14 protein-coding genes are annotated in these 21,393 nt (G+C 73.1%); 9 read left to right on the forward strand and 5 right to left on the reverse strand.

Annotation, left to right across the window (positions count from 1 at the left end):
* Positions 1-23: 23 nt before the first annotated feature.
* From mutA to meaB, 3 genes are read left to right on the forward strand one after another with little or no spacing between them, the layout of a single operon-like run.
* Positions 24-1,898, forward strand: coding sequence for a methylmalonyl-CoA mutase small subunit (gene mutA / locus ABD371_RS22505; RefSeq protein ID WP_344479563.1), 1,875 nt, complete (start codon positions 24-26; stop codon positions 1,896-1,898).
* On the forward strand, positions 1,898-4,096 hold the full coding sequence (gene scpA / locus ABD371_RS22510) for a methylmalonyl-CoA mutase (RefSeq protein WP_344479565.1): 2,199 nt from the start codon (positions 1,898-1,900) through the stop codon (positions 4,094-4,096). The genes mutA and scpA overlap by 1 nt, the downstream gene beginning before the upstream one ends.
* Positions 4,097-4,109: 13 nt before the next feature.
* Positions 4,110-5,105: a methylmalonyl Co-A mutase-associated GTPase MeaB gene (gene meaB / locus ABD371_RS22515; RefSeq protein ID WP_344479567.1), complete on the forward strand. Its 996-nt coding sequence runs from the start codon at positions 4,110-4,112 to the stop codon at positions 5,103-5,105.
* Positions 5,106-5,130: 25 nt separating this feature from the next.
* Here the strand turns inward: meaB and ABD371_RS22520 are convergent, their stop codons facing one another.
* Positions 5,131-5,982: a class I SAM-dependent methyltransferase gene (locus tag ABD371_RS22520; RefSeq protein WP_344479568.1), complete on the reverse strand. Its 852-nt coding sequence runs from the start codon at positions 5,980-5,982 to the stop codon at positions 5,131-5,133.
* A gap of 217 nt (positions 5,983-6,199) precedes the next feature.
* Here ABD371_RS22520 and ABD371_RS22525 point away from each other — a divergent pair, with 217 nt between their 5' ends.
* The 5 genes from ABD371_RS22525 to ABD371_RS22545 all read left to right on the forward strand — a co-directional run bounded on the left by ABD371_RS22525 (position 6,200) and on the right by ABD371_RS22545 (position 14,758).
* On the forward strand, positions 6,200-7,540 hold the full coding sequence (locus ABD371_RS22525) for a 6-phospho-beta-glucosidase (RefSeq protein ID WP_344479570.1): 1,341 nt from the start codon (positions 6,200-6,202) through the stop codon (positions 7,538-7,540).
* Positions 7,541-7,570: 30 nt separating this feature from the next.
* Positions 7,571-10,624 carry an alpha-mannosidase gene (locus ABD371_RS22530; protein ID WP_344479571.1) on the forward strand — a complete coding sequence of 1,018 codons (3,054 nt, stop codon included), beginning with the start codon at positions 7,571-7,573 and terminating at the stop codon, positions 10,622-10,624.
* A 68-nt stretch (positions 10,625-10,692) separates the two neighbouring features.
* Positions 10,693-13,074, forward strand: a complete 2,382-nt coding sequence (locus tag ABD371_RS22535; protein ID WP_344479573.1) for an FHA domain-containing protein — start codon at positions 10,693-10,695, stop codon at positions 13,072-13,074.
* Between the two features lie 14 nt (positions 13,075-13,088).
* Complete coding sequence (locus ABD371_RS22540; RefSeq protein WP_344479575.1) at positions 13,089-13,736, forward strand: hypothetical protein; 648 nt, start codon at positions 13,089-13,091, stop codon at positions 13,734-13,736.
* Positions 13,736-14,758 carry a serine/threonine-protein kinase gene (locus ABD371_RS22545; protein ID WP_344479576.1) on the forward strand — a complete coding sequence of 341 codons (1,023 nt, stop codon included), beginning with the start codon at positions 13,736-13,738 and terminating at the stop codon, positions 14,756-14,758. The genes ABD371_RS22540 and ABD371_RS22545 overlap by 1 nt, the downstream gene beginning before the upstream one ends.
* Here ABD371_RS22545 and ABD371_RS22550 read toward each other — a convergent pair.
* Positions 14,733-16,031: a streptophobe family protein gene (locus ABD371_RS22550; protein ID WP_344479578.1), complete on the reverse strand. Its 1,299-nt coding sequence runs from the start codon at positions 16,029-16,031 to the stop codon at positions 14,733-14,735. The two genes, ABD371_RS22545 and ABD371_RS22550, sit on opposite strands and share 26 nt — an antisense overlap.
* 158 nt (positions 16,032-16,189) lie before the next feature.
* Between ABD371_RS22550 and ABD371_RS22555 the strand changes: the two genes are divergently transcribed.
* A complete protein-coding gene (locus ABD371_RS22555; protein ID WP_344479579.1) occupies positions 16,190-17,572 on the forward strand; it encodes a DUF6777 domain-containing protein in 1,383 nt (460 codons plus the stop codon).
* A gap of 10 nt (positions 17,573-17,582) precedes the next feature.
* Here the strand turns inward: ABD371_RS22555 and ABD371_RS22560 are convergent, their stop codons facing one another.
* From ABD371_RS22560 to ABD371_RS22570, 3 genes are all read right to left on the reverse strand, one after another.
* A complete protein-coding gene (locus ABD371_RS22560) occupies positions 17,583-18,452 on the reverse strand; it encodes a GNAT family N-acetyltransferase (protein ID WP_344479581.1) in 870 nt (289 codons plus the stop codon).
* A 67-nt stretch (positions 18,453-18,519) separates the two neighbouring features.
* Positions 18,520-19,974 (reverse strand): amino acid permease, encoded by a 1,455-nt coding sequence (locus ABD371_RS22565; RefSeq protein WP_344479582.1) that lies wholly within the window; start codon positions 19,972-19,974, stop codon positions 18,520-18,522.
* Between the two features lie 135 nt (positions 19,975-20,109).
* Positions 20,110-21,066, reverse strand: coding sequence for a hypothetical protein (locus ABD371_RS22570; RefSeq protein ID WP_344479584.1), 957 nt, complete (start codon positions 21,064-21,066; stop codon positions 20,110-20,112).
* Between the last annotated feature and the right edge of the window lie 327 nt (positions 21,067-21,393).

Consider the following 21,393-nt stretch of genomic DNA (forward strand, 5'->3'; position numbering starts at 1 on the left):
GTGATTGTCCTAGCATCCGAACCATGACGGTCATCCCAGACGACGGGTTCCCCCTGGCCGCCGAGTTCCCGGACGCCTCACAGGAGCAGTGGCGGCGGCTGGTGGCCGGTGTGCTGCGCAAGACCGGCAAGGACGTCTCCGACACGGCGCCGGAGGAGATGCTCTCCACAGTGGTGGAGGACGGCCTCCGCACCCGCCCCCTCTACACGGCGGACGACAGCACGACCCCCGAGGGGTTCCCCGGCTTCGCCCCCTTCCTCCGGGGCGGTACGCCGGAGGGCGGCGCGGTCTCCGGCTGGGACGTCCGCCAGCGGCACGAACGCCCGGACCCCCGGCGGACCAATGAGGCCGTGCTCGCGGACCTGGAGCACGGCGTCACCTCGCTCTGGCTCTCCGTGGGCCCGTCCGGAATCCCCCTCTCCGGCCTCGCCGCCGCGCTGGAGGGCGTCTATCTGGACCTCGCCCCCGTGGTGCTCGACGCCGGGGACGGATTCGAGGCCGCCGCCGAGGAGTTCCTGCGGCTGCTGGACGAGCGGGGCGTCGAGAGCCCCGGCGGGAACCTCGGCGCGGACCCGCTGGGCCACGCGGCCAGGACCGGGTCCTACGAGAAGGTCGCGGAGCGGACGGCGGCGGCGGCCCGGCTCGCCCTGCTCTGCCACGACGCCCGCCCCAAGCTGCGGGCGCTGACCGCCGACGCGCTGCCGTACCACGAGGCGGGCGCCTCGGCCGCGCAGGAGGTCGGCTGCTCACTGGCGACCGGCGTGGCCCTGCTGCGCGCCCTCACCGACGCGGGTCTCTCCGTCGAGGCCGCCCTCGGCCAGCTGGAGTTCCGGTACGCGGCCACCGCCGACCAGTTCCTGACGATCGCCAAGCTGCGGGCCGCCCGCCGGGTCTGGGCCAGGGTCGCCGAGGCCTGCGGGGCGCGGGACGCGGGGGCCCAGCGCCAGCACGCGGTGACCTCGCCGGTGATGATGACCCGGCGCGACCCCTGGGTGAACATGCTCCGCACCACGGTGGCCTCGCTCGCCGCCGGGGTGGGCGGGGCGGACTCCGTGACCGTGCTCCCCTTCGACCACGCCATCGGACTGCCGGACGACTTCGCCCGCAGGATCGCCCGCAACACCTCCACGATCCTGCTGGAGGAGTCGCACGTGGGCCGGGTCATCGACCCGGCCGGCGGCTCCTGGTACGTGGAGCGGCTCACCGACGAACTGGCGCACAGCGCCTGGGAGTGGTTCCAGGAGATCGAGGGCGCGGGCGGCCAGCTCGCCGCGCTCCGCTCCGGCCTGGTCTCCGAGCGGATCGGGACGGCCTGGACCGAGCGCCGGGCGAAGATCGCCAAACGCCGTGAACCGATCACCGGGGTCAGCGAGTTCCCGCTGCTCTCCCAGCCCCCCGTGGAGCGCGACCCCGCGCCCGCCCCGCCCTCCGGCGGACTGCCCAGGGTCCGCCGCGACGAGGCCTTCGAGGCGCTGCGCACCCGCTCGGACGCGCATCTGGACGCCACCGGCTCCCGGCCGAGGATCTTCATCGCCGCGATCGGCCCGGCCTCCGCGCACACCGCGCGCACCACCTTCACGGCCAACCTCTTCCAGGCGGGCGGGATCGAACCCGTCCACGACCCCGTCTCGGTCGACGCGGCCTCCGCCGGCGAGGCGTTCCGGGCCAGCGGGGCCACCGTGGCGTGCGTCTGCTCCAGCGACGCGCTCTACGCCGAGCAGGCGGCTCCGGTGGCGAAGGCGCTGAAGGAGGCCGGGGCGGTGCGGGTGTATCTCGCGGGTCGCCCCGGCGAGCTGCGGGAAACCTATGTACGGGCCGGAGTCGACGAGTTCGTCGCCGTCGGCGGCGACGCGGTCGCCGTCCTCTCCTCGGCCCTCGACCGGATCGGAGTGGCGTGATGGGTATTCCGGACTTCACGGGCATCGCGCTGGGCCCCGCGGCGGGCACCGGCTCGGTGGACCAATGGCGCGCCGCGGTCAAGGAGTCCACCGGCCGCCGGGACGCCGATCTGATCTGGGACACCCCCGAGGGCATCCCGGTGAAACCGCTCTACAGCGGCCAGGACACCGCCGGCCTCGACTTCCTGGGCGGCTACCCGGGCATCGCGCCGTATCTGCGCGGCCCGTACCCGACGATGTATGTGAACCAGCCCTGGACGATCCGGCAGTACGCCGGGTTCTCCACGGCCGAGGAGTCCAACGCCTTCTACCGGCGCAATCTGGCCGCCGGGCAGAAGGGCCTGTCGGTCGCCTTCGACCTGCCGACCCACCGGGGGTACGACAGCGACCACCCCCGGGTCACCGGCGACGTCGGCATGGCGGGCGTCGCCATCGACTCGATCTACGACATGCGGCAGCTGTTCGACGGGATCCCGCTGGACCGCATGAGCGTGTCGATGACGATGAACGGCGCGGTGCTGCCCGTTCTGGCGCTGTACATCGTGGCCGCCGAGGAGCAGGGGGTGCCGCCGGAGAAGCTGGCGGGGACCATCCAGAACGACATCCTCAAAGAGTTCATGGTCCGCAACACCTACATCTATCCGCCGACCCCGTCGATGCGGATCATCTCGGACATCTTCGCGTACACCTCGCAGCGGATGCCGCGCTACAACTCCATCTCGATCTCCGGCTATCACATCCAGGAGGCCGGCGCGACGGCCGATCTGGAGCTGGCGTACACCCTCGCCGACGGCATGGAGTATCTGCGCGCCGGGCTGGGGGCCGGGCTGGACGTGGACGCGTTCGCGCCCCGGCTGTCGTTCTTCTGGGCGATCGGCATGAACTTCTTCATGGAGGTGGCCAAGCTGCGGGCGGCCCGGCTGCTGTGGGCGAAGCTGGTGCGGACCTTCGACCCGAAGAACCCCAAGTCGCTCTCGCTGCGCACCCACTCGCAGACCTCGGGCTGGTCGCTGACGGCCCAGGACGTCTTCAACAATGTGACCCGCACCTGTGTGGAGGCGATGGCGGCGACCCAGGGGCACACCCAGTCGCTGCACACCAACGCGCTGGACGAGGCGCTGGCGCTGCCGACGGACTTCTCGGCGCGCATCGCCCGCAACACCCAGCTGCTGCTCCAGCAGGAGTCGGGGACCTGCCGGGTGACCGACCCCTGGGGCGGCAGCGCCTATGTGGAGCGCCTCACCCACGATCTGGCCCGGCGGACCTGGCAGCACATCGAGGAGGTCGAGGCGGCCGGGGGCATGGCCAGGGCCATCGACGCGGGCATCCCCAAGCTGCGGGTCGAGGAGGCGGCGGCGCGCACCCAGGCGCGGATCGACTCCGGACGGCAGCCGGTGATCGGGGTCAACAAGTACCGCGTCGAGACCGACGAGCAGATCGATGTGCTGAAGGTCGACAACTCCTCGGTGCGCACCCAGCAGATCGCCAAGCTGCGCCGGCTGCGCGCGGAGCGGAACGAGGACCTCTGCCAGGACTCGCTGCGGGCGCTGACCGAGGCGGCGGCGCGCGGCTCCGGCCCGGGTCTCGAGGGCAATCTGCTGGCGCTCGCGGTGGACGCGGCGCGGGCGATGGCGACCGTGGGAGAGATATCCGACGCCCTGGAGAAGGTGTACGGGCGGCACGCGGGCCAGATCCGTACCATCTCCGGTGTGTACCGGACCGAGGCAGGAGAGTCCCCTTCCGTGGAGCGCACCCGGACGCTGGTCCAGCGGTTCGAGAAGGCCGAGGGCCGCCGTCCGCGCATCCTGGTGGCCAAGATGGGCCAGGACGGGCACGACCGCGGCCAGAAGGTGATCGCCACGGCCTTCGCGGACCTCGGTTTCGACGTCGACGTCGGCCCGCTGTTCCAGACCCCGGGCGAGGTGGCCCGCCAGGCGGTGGAGGCGGACGTCCATGTCGTCGGGGTCTCCTCGCTGGCCGCCGGGCATCTGACGCTGGTGCCCGCGCTGCGGGAGGAGCTGGCGGCGGAGGGCCGCGAGGACATCATGATCGTGGTGGGCGGGGTGATTCCGCCGCAGGACGTGCAGACCCTCCGGGAGGAGGGCGCGGCGGCCGTGTTCCCGCCGGGCACCGTGATCCCGGACGCCGCGCACGACCTGGTGCGGACCCTGGCCGACTCGCTCGGCCACGAGCTGTGAGACAGGGTCACCGATGCCACAGACGATCGACATCGACAGCTATGTCCAGGGTGTCCGGGCCGGTTCCCGGGCCTATGTGGCGCGGGCGATCACCCTGGTGGAGTCCACCAGGGCCGATCACCGCGTGATGGCGCAGCGGCTGCTGACCGAGCTGCTGCCGTACGCGGGCGCGGCCCGGCGGGTGGGCATCAGCGGGGTGCCGGGGGTGGGCAAGTCCACCTTCATCGACGCGCTGGGCACCATGCTGACCTCGCTCGGCCACCGGGTGGCGGTGCTGGCGGTGGATCCCTCCTCCAGCCGGACGGGGGGTTCGATCCTCGGCGACAAGACCCGGATGGAGCGGCTGGCGGTCGACCCTTCGGCGTTCGTCCGGCCCTCGCCGACCTCGGGGACGCTCGGCGGGGTGGCGAAGGCGACCCGCGAGACCATCGTGGTGGTGGAGGCCGCGGGCTATGACGTGGTGCTGGTGGAGACCGTCGGGGTGGGGCAGTCGGAGACGACCGTCGCCCAGATGGTCGACTCCTTCCTGCTGCTGACGCTCGCGCGCACCGGGGATCAGCTCCAGGGCATCAAGAAGGGCGTCCTGGAGCTGGCCGATGTGATCACGGTGAACAAGGCGGACGGCCCGCACGAGCGCGACGCCCGCTCGGCCGCCCGCGAGCTGGCGGGCGCGCTGCGGCTGATGCATCCGGCGGACGCGGCGTGGACCCCTCCGGTGCTGTCGTGCAGCGCCCGTGAGTCCAGCGGTCTGGACACTGTCTGGGAACGGCTGGAGCAGCACCGGACGCTGCTGGAGTCGACCGGCCGGCTGGCGGCCAAGCGGCGGGACCAGCAGATCGACTGGACCTGGTCGATGGTCCACGACGAGCTGCTCGACCGGCTGCACGGCCACCCCGGGGTGCGGGAGCTGGCCCCCGCCCTGGAGCGGCTGGTGCGCGACGGCGAGCTGACGGCCACGCTGGCGGCCGAGCGCATCCTGGAGGCGTTCCAGGGGCCGGGCGGGGTGTGAGCCCGGCGCGGGCCGGGAGCGCGCCCTACCCGAGGCGGTAGAGGTTGAAGCGGCAGGCCTGGATCTGACGGCGCATCACGGTCGCCATGGCGCGCAGCATTCCGCGCTGTGCCATCGGCAGCCGGGCGCTGACGGCGGCGGGCAGCCGGGCGAAGGTGCAGGACTGGGCGAGGGCGATGGAGTCGTGCCAGCCCTCGGGCTCGGCCGGGTCCTCGCAGCGCCAGCGCGGCCGGGCGGCGGGGCCGCCGAGGACCTCATGGCTCTCGTGACCCTCGTGGCCGTCGTGGCCGTCGGTGCGTCCGGAGGCGGTCTCCAGGGCGAGATGCGCCCCCGGCAGCCGTTCGGCGGCCATCCGGAAGACGTCGCGGACCTGCTCCTTCGCGAGCCGGATCAGGGTGGACTCGCCGACCAGGAAGTACGGTCCCGGGCTGGCGCGCACGGCGTCGACCCAGCCGGGGTCGGTCACGGACGCGGCGATGGCGCGGCGGCGGCCGGTGTCCTCGCCGAAGGCGTGTCCCAGCGTCGTCACCTCGGGCAGTCCGAGGTCGAACCAGTGGACCGTGCCGTTGTCGAGCCGCTCGAAGCGGGTGCTGGGGCCCGTGCCGAACTCGACGACGGTGCCGGCGGGGTGGCGGCCGAGGAAGTCCTCGATCCAGGTGTCGAAGAGCAGGGTCCGGGTGGTGGGACCGATCGGGCCGCGCGCCCCGCCGAAGCGGACGGCGCCGTCCTCGTCCAGGGCGTCGGCCGCCTCCGCGGCTCGCGGGGCCCGGTGCGTTCCGTCGCGCTCCCGAAGGCGCACCGCGCCGGTGTGGAGCGGGGCGCGCCGCGCTTCGAGGGTGCTGCCGAGTCCCGGCGGTCGTCCGTCCCGATCTGCCATGGCTGCCTTCTCTGGGGTGTGGGGCCGTCGGCGGTGCGCCGATGGAGCGCCAGTGTAGGTTAGGTAAACCTAAGTCGATGCCGGGTGGTGGGTGTTTCGGCCGCGACCGGGGTGTGGGTAACCTGCCGGGGGCATGATCAGGTGGTCGGCGTCCGGCCCGGACCGCGCCGGTACGTCGGCACGCCGGCCCGCCCGGGAGAGGAAGCTGAGGAGTGCGATGAGGCTCACGATTCTCGGCGGCGGCGGTTTCCGGCTGCCGCTGGTGTATGCGGCGCTGCTCCGCGACCGCTCCGAGGGCCGGATCACCCGGGTCGTCCTGCACGACGTCGACGCCGGCCGGCTGGCCGCCGTCGCCCGGGTCCTCGCCGACCAGGCGGCGGGGGTGGCCGACGCGCCCGAGGTGACCGTGACCACCGATCTGGACCTGGCGCTGCGCGGCGCGGACTTCGTCTTCTCGGCGATCCGGGTGGGCGGGCTCGCGGGCCGGGCGGCGGACGAGAGCGTCGCGCTGGCGGAAGGGGTCCTCGGCCAGGAGACGGTCGGCGCGGGCGGTATCGCGTACGGACTGCGGACCGTCCCGGTGGCCGAGGACATCGCGCGCCGGACGGCCCGGATCGCGCCCGACGCGTGGGTCGTCAACTTCACCAACCCGGCCGGTCTGGTCACCGAGGCGATGGCCCGCCATCTGGGCGACAGGGTGATCGGGATCTGCGACTCCCCGGTGGGACTCGGGCGGCGGGTGGCCCGGGTGCTCGGCGTCGACCCCGAGCGGGCCTGGTTCGACTACGCGGGCCTCAACCATCTGGGCTGGCTGCGCGGGGTGCGGGTGGCGGGCCGCGACGAACTCCCCCGGCTGCTGGCCGATCCGGGGCTGCTGGACTCCTTCGAGGAGGGCCGGCTCTTCGGCGCTCAGTGGCTGCGCTCGCTGGGCGCGATCCCCAACGAGTATCTGCACTACTACTACTTCAACCGGGAGACGGTGCACGCCTACCGGACGGCCGAACGGACCCGGGGCGCGTTCCTCCACGATCAGCAGGCCCGCTTCTACGCCGAGATGGAGCGGCCCGAGACGTCGGCGCTGGCGGCCTGGGACCGTACCCGGGCGGAGCGCGAGGCCACCTACATGGCGCACAACCGGGAGGCGGCCGGGGCGGGCGAGCGGGACGCCTCGGACCTGGAGTCCGGCGGGTACGAGCAGGTCGCCCTCGCCCTGATGCGGGCCATCGCGCACGACCGGCGCACCACCCTGATCCTCAATGTCCGCAATCGGGGCGCGCTGGCGGCGCTGGACGCGGAGGCGGTGGTCGAGGTGCCCTGCCTGGTGGACGCGAACGGCGCGCACCCGGTCGCGGTGAGCCCGCTGCCCGGCCATGCCACGGGTCTGGTGTGCGCGGTCAAGGCGGTGGAGCGGGAGGTGCTGGCGGCGGCGGCCTCCGGCTCGCGCGCGCGGGCGGTGGCGGCGTTCGCGCTGCATCCGCTGGTGGACTCGGTGACGGTCGCGCGCCGGCTGGTGGAGGCGTACACCGCCGCCCACCCCGGGCTCTCGTACCTCCGGTAGGAGAGCTCCCCAGCGGGTAGACAGCTGGGTATGCACGATGAACTGCGGCGCATCGAGGACCGTGTCGAACGTGCCCTCGCCCAGCGCCTCCGGCCGGCCGTCCACTCACGTTCGCTTCCGCTGACGCTGACGGCCTGGCAGGTCCCGGGCGAGCCGGTGCCCTTCGCCGAGGCCGCCGCGCGGCGCTTCGAGCCGTTCGCGGTGGGAGACGCCTGGGGCCCGCCGTGGGGGACCACCTGGTTCCGGGCGAGGGGCGAGGTGCCCGCCGGCTGGGCGGGGAGCCGGGTGGAGGCCGTCTTCGACCTCGGGTTCACCGGCGCGGGGCCCGGTTTCCAGGCCGAGGCGCTGGTGCACACCGCCGGGGGTGTCCCGCTGAAGGCGGTCAATCCGCGGAACCGCCATGTCCCCGTCGCCCGGCCCGCGGTCGGCGGGGAGCGGGTCGATCTCCTGCTGGAGGCCGCCGCCAACCCCGACATCCTGGGCCGGGGTTTTCTGCCGACCCCGCTGGGCGACCCGGCCACGGCGGGCGGCGAGCCGCTCCACGTCCTCGCCGGCGCTGATCTGCGGGTGCTGGACGAGGAGGTGTGGCAGCTGGTCCACGACCTCGACGTACTGCGCGAGCTGGCGGCGGAGCTGGGCGGCCACGAGCCGCGCCGCCACGAGATCCTGCACACGCTCGACCGGGCGCTGGACGCCCTGGACCCGGACGACGTCTCCGGTTCGGCGGCGGAGGTACGGGCGGTGCTGAGGCCGTCGCTGGCGCGCCCCGCCCACGCGAGCGCGCACCGGCTGTCGGCGGTCGGCCACGCCCACATCGACAGCGCCTGGCTGTGGCCGGTCCGGGAGACCCGGCGGAAGGCCGCCCGTACCTTCGCCAACGCGACGGCGCTGGCCGAGGAGTACGAGGAGTTCGTCTTCGCCTGCTCGCAGGCGCAGCAGTACGACTGGGTCCGCGAGCGGCAGCCCCTGGTGTGGGAGCGGATCGTGCGGGCGGTGGAGCGCGGCCAGTGGGCCCCGGTCGGCGGCATGTGGGTGGAGTCGGACGGCAATCTGCCCGGCGGGGAGGCGCTCGCCCGGCAGTTCACCCATGGCAAGCGGTTCTTCCTGGAGCACTTCGGCGTCGAGACCAAGGGGGTGTGGCTGCCGGACTCCTTCGGCTACAACGCCGCGTTCCCGCAGCTGGCGAGGTTGGCGGGGTTCGAGTGGTTCCTCTCCCAGAAGATGTCGTGGAACCAGACGAACCAGCTCCCCCACCACACCTTCTGGTGGGAGGGCATCGACGGGAGCCGGATCTTCACCCACTTCCCGCCGGTGGACACCTACAACGCCGAGTTCACCGGGCGGGAGATGGCGCACGCCGTCCGCAACTACCGGGAGAAGGGCGCGGGGACGCGCTCGCTGGTCCCCTTCGGCCACGGGGACGGCGGTGGCGGGCCGACGCGCGAGATGATGGAGCGGGCCCGGCGGCTCGCCGATCTGGAGGGCTCGGCCCGGGTCGAGGTCGGGCATCCGGACGCGTTCTTCGCCGCCGCCCGGGCGGAGTACCCGGACGCCCCGGTGTGGTCGGGCGAGTTCTACATGGAGGGCCACCGCGCCACGTACACCTCGCAGGCGCGCACCAAGCGGGGGAACCGGCGCAGTGAGCATCTGCTGCGGGAGGCGGAGCTGTGGGCGGCCACCGCCGCGCTGAACGTCCCGGGGTACGCGTATCCGTACGAGGCGCTGGACCGGCTGTGGAAGACGGTGCTGCTGCACCAGTTCCACGACATCCTGCCGGGGTCCTCGATCGCCTGGGTGCACCACGAGGCGGAGGCCGAGTACGCCCGGGTCGCCGGGGAGCTGGAGGAGCTGATCGCGGCGGCGCTCGCCGCCGGCGGGCCCGGCGGGCCCCGGGTCTTCAACGCCGGGCCGCGCGAGCGCGCCGAGGTGCTCGTCACCGGGGACGGGCCGGTGTTCACCCGGACGCCCGGCGGCGGCAGCGCCGCACGGGAAGCGGAAGCGGCGGCCCCCGGGCCGGTGCGGGTGGAGGCGAGCGGCCCGGTGCTCGACAACGGGCTGGTGCGGGTCGGGTTCGCGCCGGACGGCACACTCTCCTCCGTACGCGATCTGACCGCCGGCCGTGAGGTGCTGGCGGGGCCGGGCAATCTGCTGCGGCTGCACACCGATCTGCCCAACCGCTGGGACGCCTGGGACATCGACCGGCACTACCGGGGGCGTTTCACCGATCTCCTGGACGCCGAGTCGGTGACGGTCACCGCCCGGGGGCCGCTGCTCGGCGCGGTCCGGGTCGAGCGGGTCTTCGGCGCGGGCTCGCGGATCGTCCAGACGGTCACCGTGCGGGCGGGCAGCCGGCGGATCGATGTGGAGACGGAGATCGACTGGCATGAGCGGGAGAAGATCCTCAAGGTCGCCCTCCCCCTCGACGTGCACGCCGAACGAGCCACCTCGGAGATCCAGTTCGGGCATGTGCACCGGCCCACCCACACCAACACCAGCTGGGACGCGGCCCGTTTCGAGGTGTACCACCACCGGTGGGCGCATCTGGGCGAGCCGGGGTACGGGATCGCGGTCGTCAACGACGGGACCTACGGCCACGACGTGGTCCGCACCACGCGCGAGGACGGCGGCACCACGACCCTCTTCCGGCTCAGCCTCGTGCGCGCGCCGCGCGTCCCGGACCCCGGGGCCGATCAGGGCGGGCACCGGCTCGTCTACGCCCTGCTGCCGGGGGCGACCGTCGAGGACGCGGTCGCGGAGGGGTACGCGCTCAATCTGCCGCTGCGGACGGCCTCCGCCGGGGGCTTCGCGCCGGTGGTGAGCAGTGACGCCCCGGCGGTCACGGTGGAGTCGGTGAAGCTCGCGGACGACCGTTCGGGCGATGTGGTGGTGCGGCTGTACGAGTCGCTCGGCGGGCGGGCGGAGGCGACCCTGCGGACCGGGTTCCGGGCGTCCGGGGTTTGGGTCACCGATCTGCTGGAGCGCCCGGCGGCGGGCGGCGGGCGGGCCCTGTCGGAGGACGGGACGGCGCTGCGGGTGGCGCTGCGGCCGTTCCAGATCCTGACGCTGCGCTTCTCCCGGGCGTGAGCAGCCTGTGGGGCCCGCTCCCCCGGCCCCCACAGGCGAATATCGCGCCAAATAGCTAGAATTCAACTATGGCAGAGCGGCCCGCCGCTCCGACCGCACCCGAACTCGTCCTGAAGACCGAAGACGGTTCCACGGTGATGAGCCCGAGCCGGGACTACCACGTCGGACGCGACCCCCAGAGCGACATCGTGCTGGACGACGCCCGGGTGTCCTGGCACCACGCGGTGCTGAGGCCCGAGCGGGACCACTGGACGATCGAGGACGAGGACAGCACCAACGGCACGTTCATGGACGGCAGACGCGTCCACGAGTGGGACGTCGCGGCCGGCAGCGTCATCCGCTTCGGCAGCGCCGCCGACGGCCCCCGCGCGGTCCTCGTCTCCTCCGCTCCGAAGCCCCCGGCACCCGCCCCCGCGCCGGACTCCGTCTCCGCGCCGCCGTCGGCCACCGGCGCCTTCCGGCGGCCCACCACGGTCCGCCCGCTGCCCGCCCGTACCGTACGCATCGGCCGCAGCACCGACAACGACCTCGTCGTCGACGATCTGACCGTCTCCCGGCACCACGCGGAGCTGCGCGTCCGCCCCGACGGACAGCACGAGATCGCCGACCTCGGCTCCCACAACGGCACCTTCCTCAACGGCGGCCCCGTCGCCCGCGCGCTCGTCTCCCCGGGCGACGTCGTCGGCATCGGCCACTCCGCCTTCCTTCTCGTCGGCGACGAACTCCAGCAGTACGTGGACACCGGCGAGGTCTCGCTCGACGTCCAGGACCTGGCGGTCACCGTGGACCGGGGCCGCAGGACCCTGCTCGACGGAGTGTCGTTCCCCGTCGGGGAGAAGTGCCTGCTCGCCGTGGTCGGCCCGAGCGGAGCCGGCAAGTCCACCCTTCTCGGCGCGCTCACCGGGCTGCGCCCCGCCGACCGGGGCACCGTCCTCTACGACGGCCGCGACCTCTACCGCGACTACGCCGAGCTGCGGCAGCGCATCGGCCTGGTGCCGCAGGACGACATCCTGCACACCCAGCTGACCGTGCGCGCCGCGCTGGGGTACGCCGCCGAGCTGCGCTTCCCGCAGGACACCGCGCGGGAGGAGCGCCGGGGGCGGGTGGCCGAGGTGATGCGCGAGCTGGGTCTGACGGAGCGTGCGGACCAGCCCATCCACAAACTCTCCGGCGGCCAGCGCAAGCGGGTGAGCGTCGCGCTGGAGCTGCTGACCAAGCCGTCGCTGCTCTTCCTGGACGAGCCGACCTCCGGTCTCGACCCGGGGATGGACCGCTCGGTGATGCACATGCTGCGCGGGCTCGCGGACGACGGCCGCACCGTCATCGTCGTCACCCACAGCGTGCTGAGCCTGGACGTCTGCGACCGGCTGCTGGTACTGGCCCCGGGCGGGCGGATCGCCTACTACGGGCCGCCCGCCGACGCGCTGGCGTTCTTCGGCTTCGGGCAGTGGCCGGAGGCCTTCGAGGCGTTTGAGAACGACCGGGAACGGGACTGGGCCGGGCAGTGGGCCGCGTCGCCGCTCCGCGAGCGGTACGCCCCCTCGGCCCGGCCGCGCCCCGCGGGGACCGGCCGCGAGCGGGGCGAAGGCACCCCCGCGGACACCCCTGCGGACACCCCCGCGCCGCCGCCGAAGGCGCAGAGCTGGGGCTCCCAGCTCTGGACCCTGATCCGGCGGTACACGGCCGCGCTCGCGGCGGACCGCACCTTCCTCATCATCATGATCGCCCTGCCGTTCGTGATGGGCGCGATGGCCCGTGCCCTGGCGGGCGGCACGCTCACCGCCGAGACCGCGATGAACGCGCTGCTCATCCTCTGCATCGGCGGGGTGCTCACCGGCGCGGCCAACGCGGTGCGCGAACTGGTCAAGGAACGCGTGATCTACCAGCGGGAACGGGCCGTGGGGCTCTCCCGGTCGGCCTATCTGATGTCCAAGGTGGTGGTGCTGGGCACGATCACGGTGCTCCAGGCCGTGGTCCTCACCCTCGTCGGCCTCGGCGGCGTCGATCTCGGCGCACCGGACGGCGAGGGGGTGCTGATGCCTCCGCTGCTGGAGATCACCCTCGCGGTGGCGCTGCTGTCGTTCACCGCGATGACGCTCGGGCTGCTGGTCTCCGCGCTGGTGCGCAAGGAGGAGGTCACCATGCCGCTGCTGGTCCTCCTCGCCATCGTTCAGGTGGTGTTCTGCGGTGCGCTGCTCTCCCTGAGCGGGCTGCCGGTGGCCGAGCAGCTGGCCTGGCTGGTGCCCTCGCGCTGGGCGCTGGGCGCGATGGCGGGCACCGTCGGACTGGCCGGGATCGTGCCCGGGAAACAGGCCGCCGACCCGCTGTTCGAGCACTCGGCGGGGGTGTGGCTGACCAATATGGGCGCGCTGGCGGGGCTCGCGGTGGTCTTCGGCCTGCTGGTGCTGTGGCTGCTGCGCCGCCATGAGCCCGCCGTGATGCGGAAGTAGCCCGGGAGACCGCCGTGGCCGCCGAGGGCTTCGATCCGACGCATGTCGTCCCGGGCAGCGGTCTCCCCGCGTGGGAGGCCCCGGACGTCTCCCGGCCGACCGAGCCGCTGGACCCGCTCCTGCCGGTGCGGCTGATCGACCGGTACGGCGACTGGTCCCGGATCCTGTGCGCGAACGGCTGGTCGGCCTGGGTCGACGGCCGGCTCCTGATCACCGTGGGCCGCGAGCCGCCCGCCCCCGGCCTCCCGCCCGCCCGCACCGCCGACCCGCGCCCCCTGCTCACACGCGTCGAGGAGACGATCGCCCGCTACCGGCGGGCGGCGGACGAGCTGGCGGCGGGCCGTATCGACGCGGAGTCCTTCCGGGAGCGCACCCGGGGGCTGCGGGCCGGTGCGGTGGTGGAGGGCGATTCGGTGTGGCTGTACGACGCGGAGCACGAGCGCTGGGTGTACGCGGACGGCGCGGGCGCGACCGCCTTCGCGGTCTCCTCGGAACCCTCGGGACCGGCCCCCGCCCCGGCGGAAGCGCCCGGGGACGCGACCCGGGACGCGAGCCAGGTGCGGCCGGAGCCGACGCGGGTGGTGGACCCGGCCCGGGAGACGGGACGGGAGACGGAGCGGAAGACGGCGGACGGCGGTCCGTCCGGGCCCGGTGAACCCTGATGGCGGGGGCCGGACAGAACGGCGGGCTGCCCGCCGGGCGGGCCTCCGACCTGATCGGCAGCCGGATCGCGGGGTACCAGGTCGAGGCCGAGATCGGGCGCGGCGGCATGGCGGTGGTCTACCGCGCCCGGGATCTGCGGCTCGACCGCACCGTCGCGCTCAAGCTGCTCGCCCCCGAACTCGCCCGCAACGACACCTTCCGCAAGCGGTTCACCCATGAGTCCCGGGTGGCCGCCGCCATCGACCACCCCCATATCGTCCCGGTGTTCGAGGCCGGGGAGACCGAGGGGCTGCTCTACATCGCCATGCGCTACGTCGCCGGGCAGGATCTGCGGGCCCTGCTCAACCGCGAGGGACCGCTGCCCATCACCACGGCCGGCCGGATCGCCGCGCAGGTCGCGTCCGCGCTGGACGCCGCGCACAGCCACGACCTGGTGCACCGGGACGTCAAACCGGGCAACATCCTGATCGCCGAGGGCACCGACAGCGACCACCCCGAGCATGTCTATCTCACCGACTTCGGGCTGACGAAGAAGTCGCTGTCCCTGACCGGATTCACCACGGTCGGCCAGTTCGTCGGCACCCTCGACTATGTGGCCCCCGAACAGATCTCCGGACGGCCCGTGGACGCCCGGTGCGATGTGTACGGCTTCGCCTGTGTGGTGTACGAGACGCTGGCCGGGTCGCCGCCCTTCAAACGCGACGACGACATGGCGCTGCTGTGGGCCCATCAGTTCGACGCGCCCCCGCCGCTGACCCTGCTCCGCCCCGATCTGCCGGGGGCCGTCGACACGGTCGTGGCGAAGGCGCTCGCCAAACGGCCGGACGACCGGTACGGCTCCTGCGGGGAGTTCGTCGCCGCGCTGCGGTCCGCGGTGACGGCCCGGCCGCGCGAGGCGGCGGCGCATCCGGCCACCCGGGTCGACGTGCCCGTGGCGGCTCCCGATCCGGGCCCGCCGCCGGAGCCGCCCGGCTGGGCGCGTCCGGCCGTACGGATCACTCCTCGGGCCCCCGGCCCCTGAGCGGCGGTGTCTCGCCGCGCCGCCGGGCCGACCGGGTGAGCAGCCCGCCGAGGCAGCCGGCGGCCAGGCCCCAGAGCGCGGCGAGCCCCAGCGCGGACCAGAGCCTCGGGCTCAGGGCGGCCTCGGCCGAGAGCCCTCCGCCGAGGTCGCCGATGCCGAAGAGGGAGAGCCCGTACCGCGCCTCGAAGCGGACGGCGAGACAGATCATCAGCACGGTGAGGACGAGCCCCGCCGCCATCCGGAGGGCGTGCTGCCAGAGCCGGGTGCGGGCGGGTGAGCGGACGGCCATGAGGCAGGCCGCGCCGAGCAGCAGGATCGCCACGGCGACCGGCAGCCAGCGGACCCGGCCGTCGTACTCGGCGAGGGTGCTCAGATTGACGACGCCTCCGTCGGGGGCCCGGAGCACCTGTTCCAGCAGCCGGGGCACGGGCAGCCCGAACGGGCCCTCGACCTTGCCGTCCCAGGTCGCTCCCATGCCGAGGGTGAGCGCGAGCCAGGTCAGATTGGGCAGTCCGAGGAGCATCACGGCGAGCGTCTCGGCCGGCTCGCCCCGGGTGGCCGCGACGACGATCCCGACGGCCGCGCCCACGCCCACACAGACCAGCAGCAGAACGACCATGGCGTGCGCGGCCGGACGCACCGGCTCCTGGTACCGCAGCAGGGCGCTCGGGAGCGGCGCGGCGCGCGACACCGCCAGGGTGATCAGCAGCAGGGCCGCCAGCCACAGCAGCCCGAGGACCACGGTGAGCGGCACATCGGCGCGGAAGCCGACCCGGGGGGCGTCCACCCCGAGCAGCTCCCCGATGTCGGAGACCGTGCCGCCGGGCCTGAGGGCGAAGCTCTGCCGGGCGAAGAGGGCCAGGGCGAGCAGCGCGAGCGCCCACAGCAGGGCGATTCTGGCGGCCCGTTCGACCAGTTCGCGGGTGCCGACGACCGCCCGGTGGCGCAGCGGCCGCAGAAAGCCGGCGGCGAGGACGAGCGCTCCGGCGAGGGTCACCGAGAGCGGGAGCGCGGTGAGTTCGGCCCGCGCTCCGGCGATGATCCCGGCATCACCCGAGACGTCGACGCTGCCGCCGACGGCCATCACGACGACCGCGGCGACCACGCGCGGGAAGGCGCTCCCGGGCAGCGCGCCCGCGCCCGCCGCCCACACTCCGAGCGCGGCGGTGACGATCAGGGCCGCCAGGGTGGCGGCCACCGTCGCCAGGGCCTGGGCCCAGCCGTTGGAGTGGTGTGCGGTCGGCCCGTGGTCCGGGGTTCCCTGCTGGCTCACGCTGCCACGCTAAGCAGCTCCGATCGGCTCCGCCCGCCGGGGAGGTCCGGATGCGCCGTCGGCTTGCGGACTCCGGGAGACCGGGGCACACAATTGCCGGGTATATCCAGATACCTGAGCTGTCTGGCTTCTGTTCCCACCCGTGGCAGGAAGAGCCCGTGAGCGCCGAACCTCCCTCGTCCGACCGCCCCACCGGGCCCCCGTCCGGCCCGCCGTCCGGGCCCCCGTCCGGCCCGCTGTCCGGCCGGCCCGAGCGGGGGTCCGTACCGCCGCCGCCGGAGCGGCCGTCCGAGCCCGAACGGCCGGGCGGCACGGGCAGTGCGGGCGGTACGGGGGACACGGGCGGCGGCGGTGGACCCGGCGACGGGGGGCCGGGCGGGGCGGGGGGAACGGCGGGCGGGGCGGCGGGCGGCGGGCCCTGGTGGCGCTCGGTCCCCAAGGTGGCGGCGATCGCGGCGGCCGTGGTGGTCGCCGTGGTGCTGGCGGTCGTCCTCACCCGCCCGGACGGCGGCTCGAAGGCCCAGAGCGAGGTGTTCCTCCAGGCGGCGGGCTCGGCCGGGCCCGACCCGTACACCCCGTCCACCGCGACCGCCACCGGGACCGCCCCCTCCGACCGGCCGACGGGCTCGCCGGGGGCGGCGACACAGCCCCGGGTCACCCATGAGGTGTCGGGGTCGACACCGGGGCTGTACGGCGGGACCCGGAATGTCGCGGGCTGCGATGTGGAGAAGCAGATCGGCTATCTGACCTCGGACCCGGCGAAGAACAAGGCGTTCGCCTCCGTCCTGGGCATCGGCCCCGACGCCGTGCCGGACCGGCTGCGCTCCCTCACCCCGGTCACCCTCCGGCTGGACACCCGGGTGACCAACCACGGCTACAAGGACGGCTCGGCCACCGCGTACCAGGCGGTCCTCCAGGCCGGCACGGCGGTGCTGGTGAACGACCGGGGCGTGCCCGAGGTCCGCTGCGCCTGCGGCAATCCGCTGCTGCCGCCCACGGAGCTGAAGGGGACCCCGAAGCCGGTGGGCGACACCTGGCCCGGCTACGACGCGACGGCGGCGGTCGTCGTGGTGCCCGCGGAGCGGGCGGTGGACCGGTTCGTCCTCTACGACTGGCGGAACAAGGACTGGATCACCCGGCCCTCGGGGCACGGCGACAGCGGCGGCGACCGTCCCACGAGCCCGCCGACCCGGGATCCGCTGGCGCCGTGCGACTCGCCGTCCGGGGCCGGGGTGACCTGCCCGCCGCCCTCACGACCCGGCGAGCCGTCCGGGTCCGGGTCCGCCTCGCCCGGTACGTCTCCGTCCTCCGGCGACACGGCCTCCCCCGGTCCCTCGGCTCCCGGCTCCCCCACCGCCGACTCGCCGCCGTCCCCCGAACCTCCGGGTTCGCCCGAGCCGCCGCCGTCCCCGGCGGAGCCCCCTCCGTCGCCGGAGCCCCCGTCGGCGGTGAACTCGCCGCCGCCGGAGGCCCCGGCCTCACCGGGCTACGGCACCGAGGGCACCCCGGCAGCGCCCGAACCCCCCGCCGCCCCCTCGTGAATAAGGGACTTCAGCCGAGTTCGAGCGAGGTGATCCCGAAGATCCGCTCGGTCCGCACCCGGGGAGCCGGTCCGGTGTACATGCGTACGGTGGGGAACTGGGCCGTCAGCCCCCGGGCGGCGGCCAGCGCCCCGGCCTCCTTCTGGGTGTCGGGCATGTCGACGGCGACCGTCTCGTCCGGGCCGAGACCCGAGGTGAGGCTGTCGAACAGCGCCTCCGCGTCGGCGGTGGTGTCCGCGAAGAGCGGGCCGATCCGATGGGCGTCGCGGCCCGGCCTGATGGCCCCGTAGCCGGTGACCTCCCCGTCGCGCAGCCGGACGTACGCGCTGTGCCCCGGAGCGGTGAGCCAGCGGGAGACGAAGGCGCTCCGGTCGGCGGGGAAGCAGTCGCGGTCGTACGCGGCGATCGCGTCCAGATGCTCCGGGGCGACGGGCACGGTCCCCGGGGCCACCGCTCCGGTGCGCCGGGGCCGGCCGGCGTGGCGGACGGTGCCGTACGAGGGGTGGAAGCCGGAGCGCTGGTAGTTGGCCTGCTGGGCGGGGACCGCGTCGAGGCCGACGATCCGGTCTCCGGCGTGCGGGAAGGCGGCCCGCCAGGTGGCGAGGCCGAGGCCCTTGCCGCGGAGGTCGGGGCGGACCAGGTAGTAGCCGAGGAAGGCGAAGTCGTCGGAGTAGGTGACGACGGAGACGGCGGAGACGGGCTCTCCGCCGAGACGGCCGATGAAGAAGCCTCGGGGGTCGGTGGGGTGGAAACAGGCGACGTCGCCGCGTCCGGGGTTCCAGCCTTCGGCCGCCGACCACTCGGCGATCCGCTGCCAGTCCTCGGGCGAGGCGGCGGCGACGGTGAGTCCGCCGGTCTCCTGGGCGAGGGGCTCGTTCATACGGGGTGCTTCCTTTCCGCCCGGCTTCTGTCCGGGCTTTCTCTCTCCGCGGGCTCTGCGGGCTCTCTCAGATGAGGTCCATGGCGGCGACTTCGTCGGGGCTGCCGTAGCTGACGGGCCCCTGGAAGCGGCGGCGGGCGGTGGTGAACCACCAGGCGGTGGCGATGATCAGGACGACCCCGAGGGCGATGGGGGCGTAGTTGAAGGTCGTGGGGGTGATCGGGGAGGCGTGCGGCAGCATGAACAGGACGCTGCTGAACACGATCCAGACCACGGCCGTCAGCGCGACGGGCTTGCCCCAGCGGCCCAGGTGCCAGGGGCCGGGCTGGAACTCGTCGCCCAGGCGCAGCCGCAGGAAGATGGGGACGCCGTAGGCGAGATAGAGGCCCACCACATTGACGCTGACAATGGCGGTGAACGCGGTGTGCGACCACCACGCGGGAGTGATCAGCACGAAGGAACACACGGCGGCCAGCCATACCGCCTTGACGGGGGTGCGTGTACGGGGCGACACCGAATGCCACAGCCGTGAACCGGGCATCGCGCCGTCGCGTGCGAAGGCGAAGATCTGACGGGTATTGCTGGTCATGTTGGCGAGTCCGCAGAACAGCATCGCGCCGATCACGATCAACAGAAGCAGCTTGGCGGCACCCGGGCCGAGGGCGTCAATGAGAATCTGCACGGGGGGCGCCGAAGCACTCGCTGTAGCCGTGTAATCGCGGATCGCATACACCAGGGCGAGCATAAGGATCAGTCCGGCGACCGCGGAGCCGCCGATGGCGCGCATGATGCCCTTGGGAGTGTTGACGGTCGCCTTCACCGTCTCTTCCGACATGTGGAAACTTCCGTCGAACCCGGTGAACGTCCAGCTGGTCACCAGGAGCCCGAGCATCGCCGCGTACACACCGCTGCTGAAGCCGGTGCTGTTCACGAAATGCGTGGCGAACGAGGCGGATTGATGGTGTGTGGGGACCAGGACGAGAGCGAGGACGATCACCGTCATTCCGATGAGCAGCCACCACACGGAGATCCGGTTGAGGGTCGCGACGAGCTGGACGGTGTAGGTGTTGGCGAGCGCCTGGAGCAGCAGGATCACCGTGATGATGATCACCGTGCTCTGGCCGGTCACCGTGTAGGAGGGCCACTGCATGACGATGAACGCCTGGATGAAGGTGGCGGCGGCGTAGCCGGTGGCCGCCGTGCCGCCGATCTGGCCCACGAAGTTGAGCCAGCCCGTGTACCAGGACCACGCGCCCCGGTGGTTCTTGGCGAGCTTGCCCGCGGAGAAGTAGAGCGCTCCGCTCGTGGGGTAGGCGGAGGCGATTTCCCCCATGGCCGCGCCGACGAACAGAACCATGACGGAAACGCTGATCCAGCCGAAGATCAGAATGAGCGGTCCGCCCGCCCCCATACCGAAGCCGAAGGCGGAGAAGATTCCGGAGATTATGTTGATGATGGTGAAGGAGATGGCGAAGTTGTCGAATCCTCGAAATCTCCTGGTGAGCTTCCTCGGATAGCCCATCGCATGCAGTGTCGCATCGTCGTCGAGAGCGACGGAATCATCTCCCTGACGGTGTTTCCGTTGTGACGGAACAGCTGTTCGCTCGGACATGGGCGCATCCTTTCCCTTTGTCTTCGGCGAGGCATGCGACGGGTCTCAGTGAGAGCTGGGGACGGGTAACCCGCATGCGCGTCTCGCCTTGGTCAGTTGTTCGTCGGGAGCCCCGAAAGCGCTCCATGGCATACGTGCGGCATAAGGGCCCATCGCCAGGAGGACTTCACGCGCCTCCAATTCGCGAGAACCCATGTAAAGGGCATGGGCGAGATAGGAGAGATCGAGGACCGGGGTGAATCGGTACTCCGAGAGCCGGGGAAACCAATGGGTGTAGCTGCCGGTCGCGGTGCCCACCCACTGGGGCTGCCGCCAGGCGCGGTAGGCGAGCAGCGAGGCGGGGTCGTACTCCTCGGCGAGGGCGACGAGCGGGAGCAGCCGCAGTGCCGAGGTGGCGGGGGCTCGATGGCTGAGAAAGGTGGCGACGTCCCAGCGCGCGCTCGCCGTGCCGCCGTACCGGGTGAAGAAGAACGCGAGGAAGCGGTGGTGCGCCTCCCGGTTCCAGGGGTCGAGTCCGACGATGCGGGAGAAGACCCGCCAGGGGCCGGGCGGCGCGGTGAGCAGCCCGCGCGGGGCGGGGTCGAGAGGGCGGCGGATGCGGGAGAGGGCGAGTTGGGCGACCCAGGGCGTGGGGTCGCGGGGGAGCATCCGGGCGGCCCGTTCGCAGGCGGCTCTGGCTATGTCGACGAGGGTGTCGGTGTGCGGGTCGTGCCCGTCGGCGGCGCGCAGCGCCCTGAGCATCGCCACCCTCGCCCAGAGCAGGGCCGCCTCGGGACAGGGGTCCTCGCCGAGCCAGCGTTCGGCGAGATCGGAGTCGGCGGCCTCGGAGGCGAGGACGAGGGAGCGGTGGGCGCGGACCTCGAAGTCGTCGCGGGACTCCCGGAGCACTTCCTGGGCGCTGAAGTACCGGCCGGCCTGGACGTCGATGCAGGCGCGGGCCAGTCCGTGGTCGTCCGCCGCCGGATGCCACACGTACTGCCCGTCGAACGAACCAGCAGGCACGATCCCCTCCCCCGTTCCCCCGGATGACACGACACCATCCGCAGGCATTCACGCCAGCCCGAATCAGGCCGGATCACTGTGGATCACCGAACAGCGGGACCACACCCTACTCACGATCAAGTGAGAGAGAAAACACTCGTCCGAGTATCCGCCACAGTGGTTAATTGCGAGCACCGGGGGGAACTCGACAAGGGTTGGCATATGCCGCCATCACACCCACCCCAGCGTTTCCGGACCCTCCCGTAACGAACGAATTACCTGGTTGAACCCTTCACCACCCCCTTCCGCCGACCGGCCGACAATCAGAATAGAAGGCGCATCACCCGT

Origin of the sequence: Streptomyces amakusaensis (assembly GCF_039532665.1) — a bacterium.
GTDB lineage: Bacteria > Actinomycetota > Actinomycetes > Streptomycetales > Streptomycetaceae > Streptomyces > Streptomyces amakusaensis.

Excerpts from the sequence above, each read along its gene's own strand:
- ABD371_RS22525 (WP_344479570.1), top strand. The coding sequence starts at position 6,200 with ATGAGGCTCACGATTCTCGGCGGCGGCGGTTTCCGGCTGCCGCTGGTG.
- ABD371_RS22530 (WP_344479571.1), top strand. The coding sequence starts at position 7,571 with ATGCACGATGAACTGCGGCGCATCGAGGACCGTGTCGAACGTGCCCTC.
- ABD371_RS22560 (WP_344479581.1), bottom strand. The coding sequence starts at position 18,452 with ATGAACGAGCCCCTCGCCCAGGAGACCGGCGGACTCACCGTCGCCGCC.
- mutA (WP_344479563.1), top strand. The coding sequence starts at position 24 with ATGACGGTCATCCCAGACGACGGGTTCCCCCTGGCCGCCGAGTTCCCG.
- ABD371_RS22520 (WP_344479568.1), bottom strand. The coding sequence starts at position 5,982 with ATGGCAGATCGGGACGGACGACCGCCGGGACTCGGCAGCACCCTCGAA.
- ABD371_RS22535 (WP_344479573.1), top strand. The coding sequence starts at position 10,693 with ATGGCAGAGCGGCCCGCCGCTCCGACCGCACCCGAACTCGTCCTGAAG.
- meaB (WP_344479567.1), top strand. The coding sequence starts at position 4,110 with ATGCCACAGACGATCGACATCGACAGCTATGTCCAGGGTGTCCGGGCC.
- ABD371_RS22565 (WP_344479582.1), bottom strand. The coding sequence starts at position 19,974 with ATGGGCTATCCGAGGAAGCTCACCAGGAGATTTCGAGGATTCGACAAC.
- ABD371_RS22545 (WP_344479576.1), top strand. The coding sequence starts at position 13,736 with ATGGCGGGGGCCGGACAGAACGGCGGGCTGCCCGCCGGGCGGGCCTCC.
- scpA (WP_344479565.1), top strand. The coding sequence starts at position 1,898 with ATGGGTATTCCGGACTTCACGGGCATCGCGCTGGGCCCCGCGGCGGGC.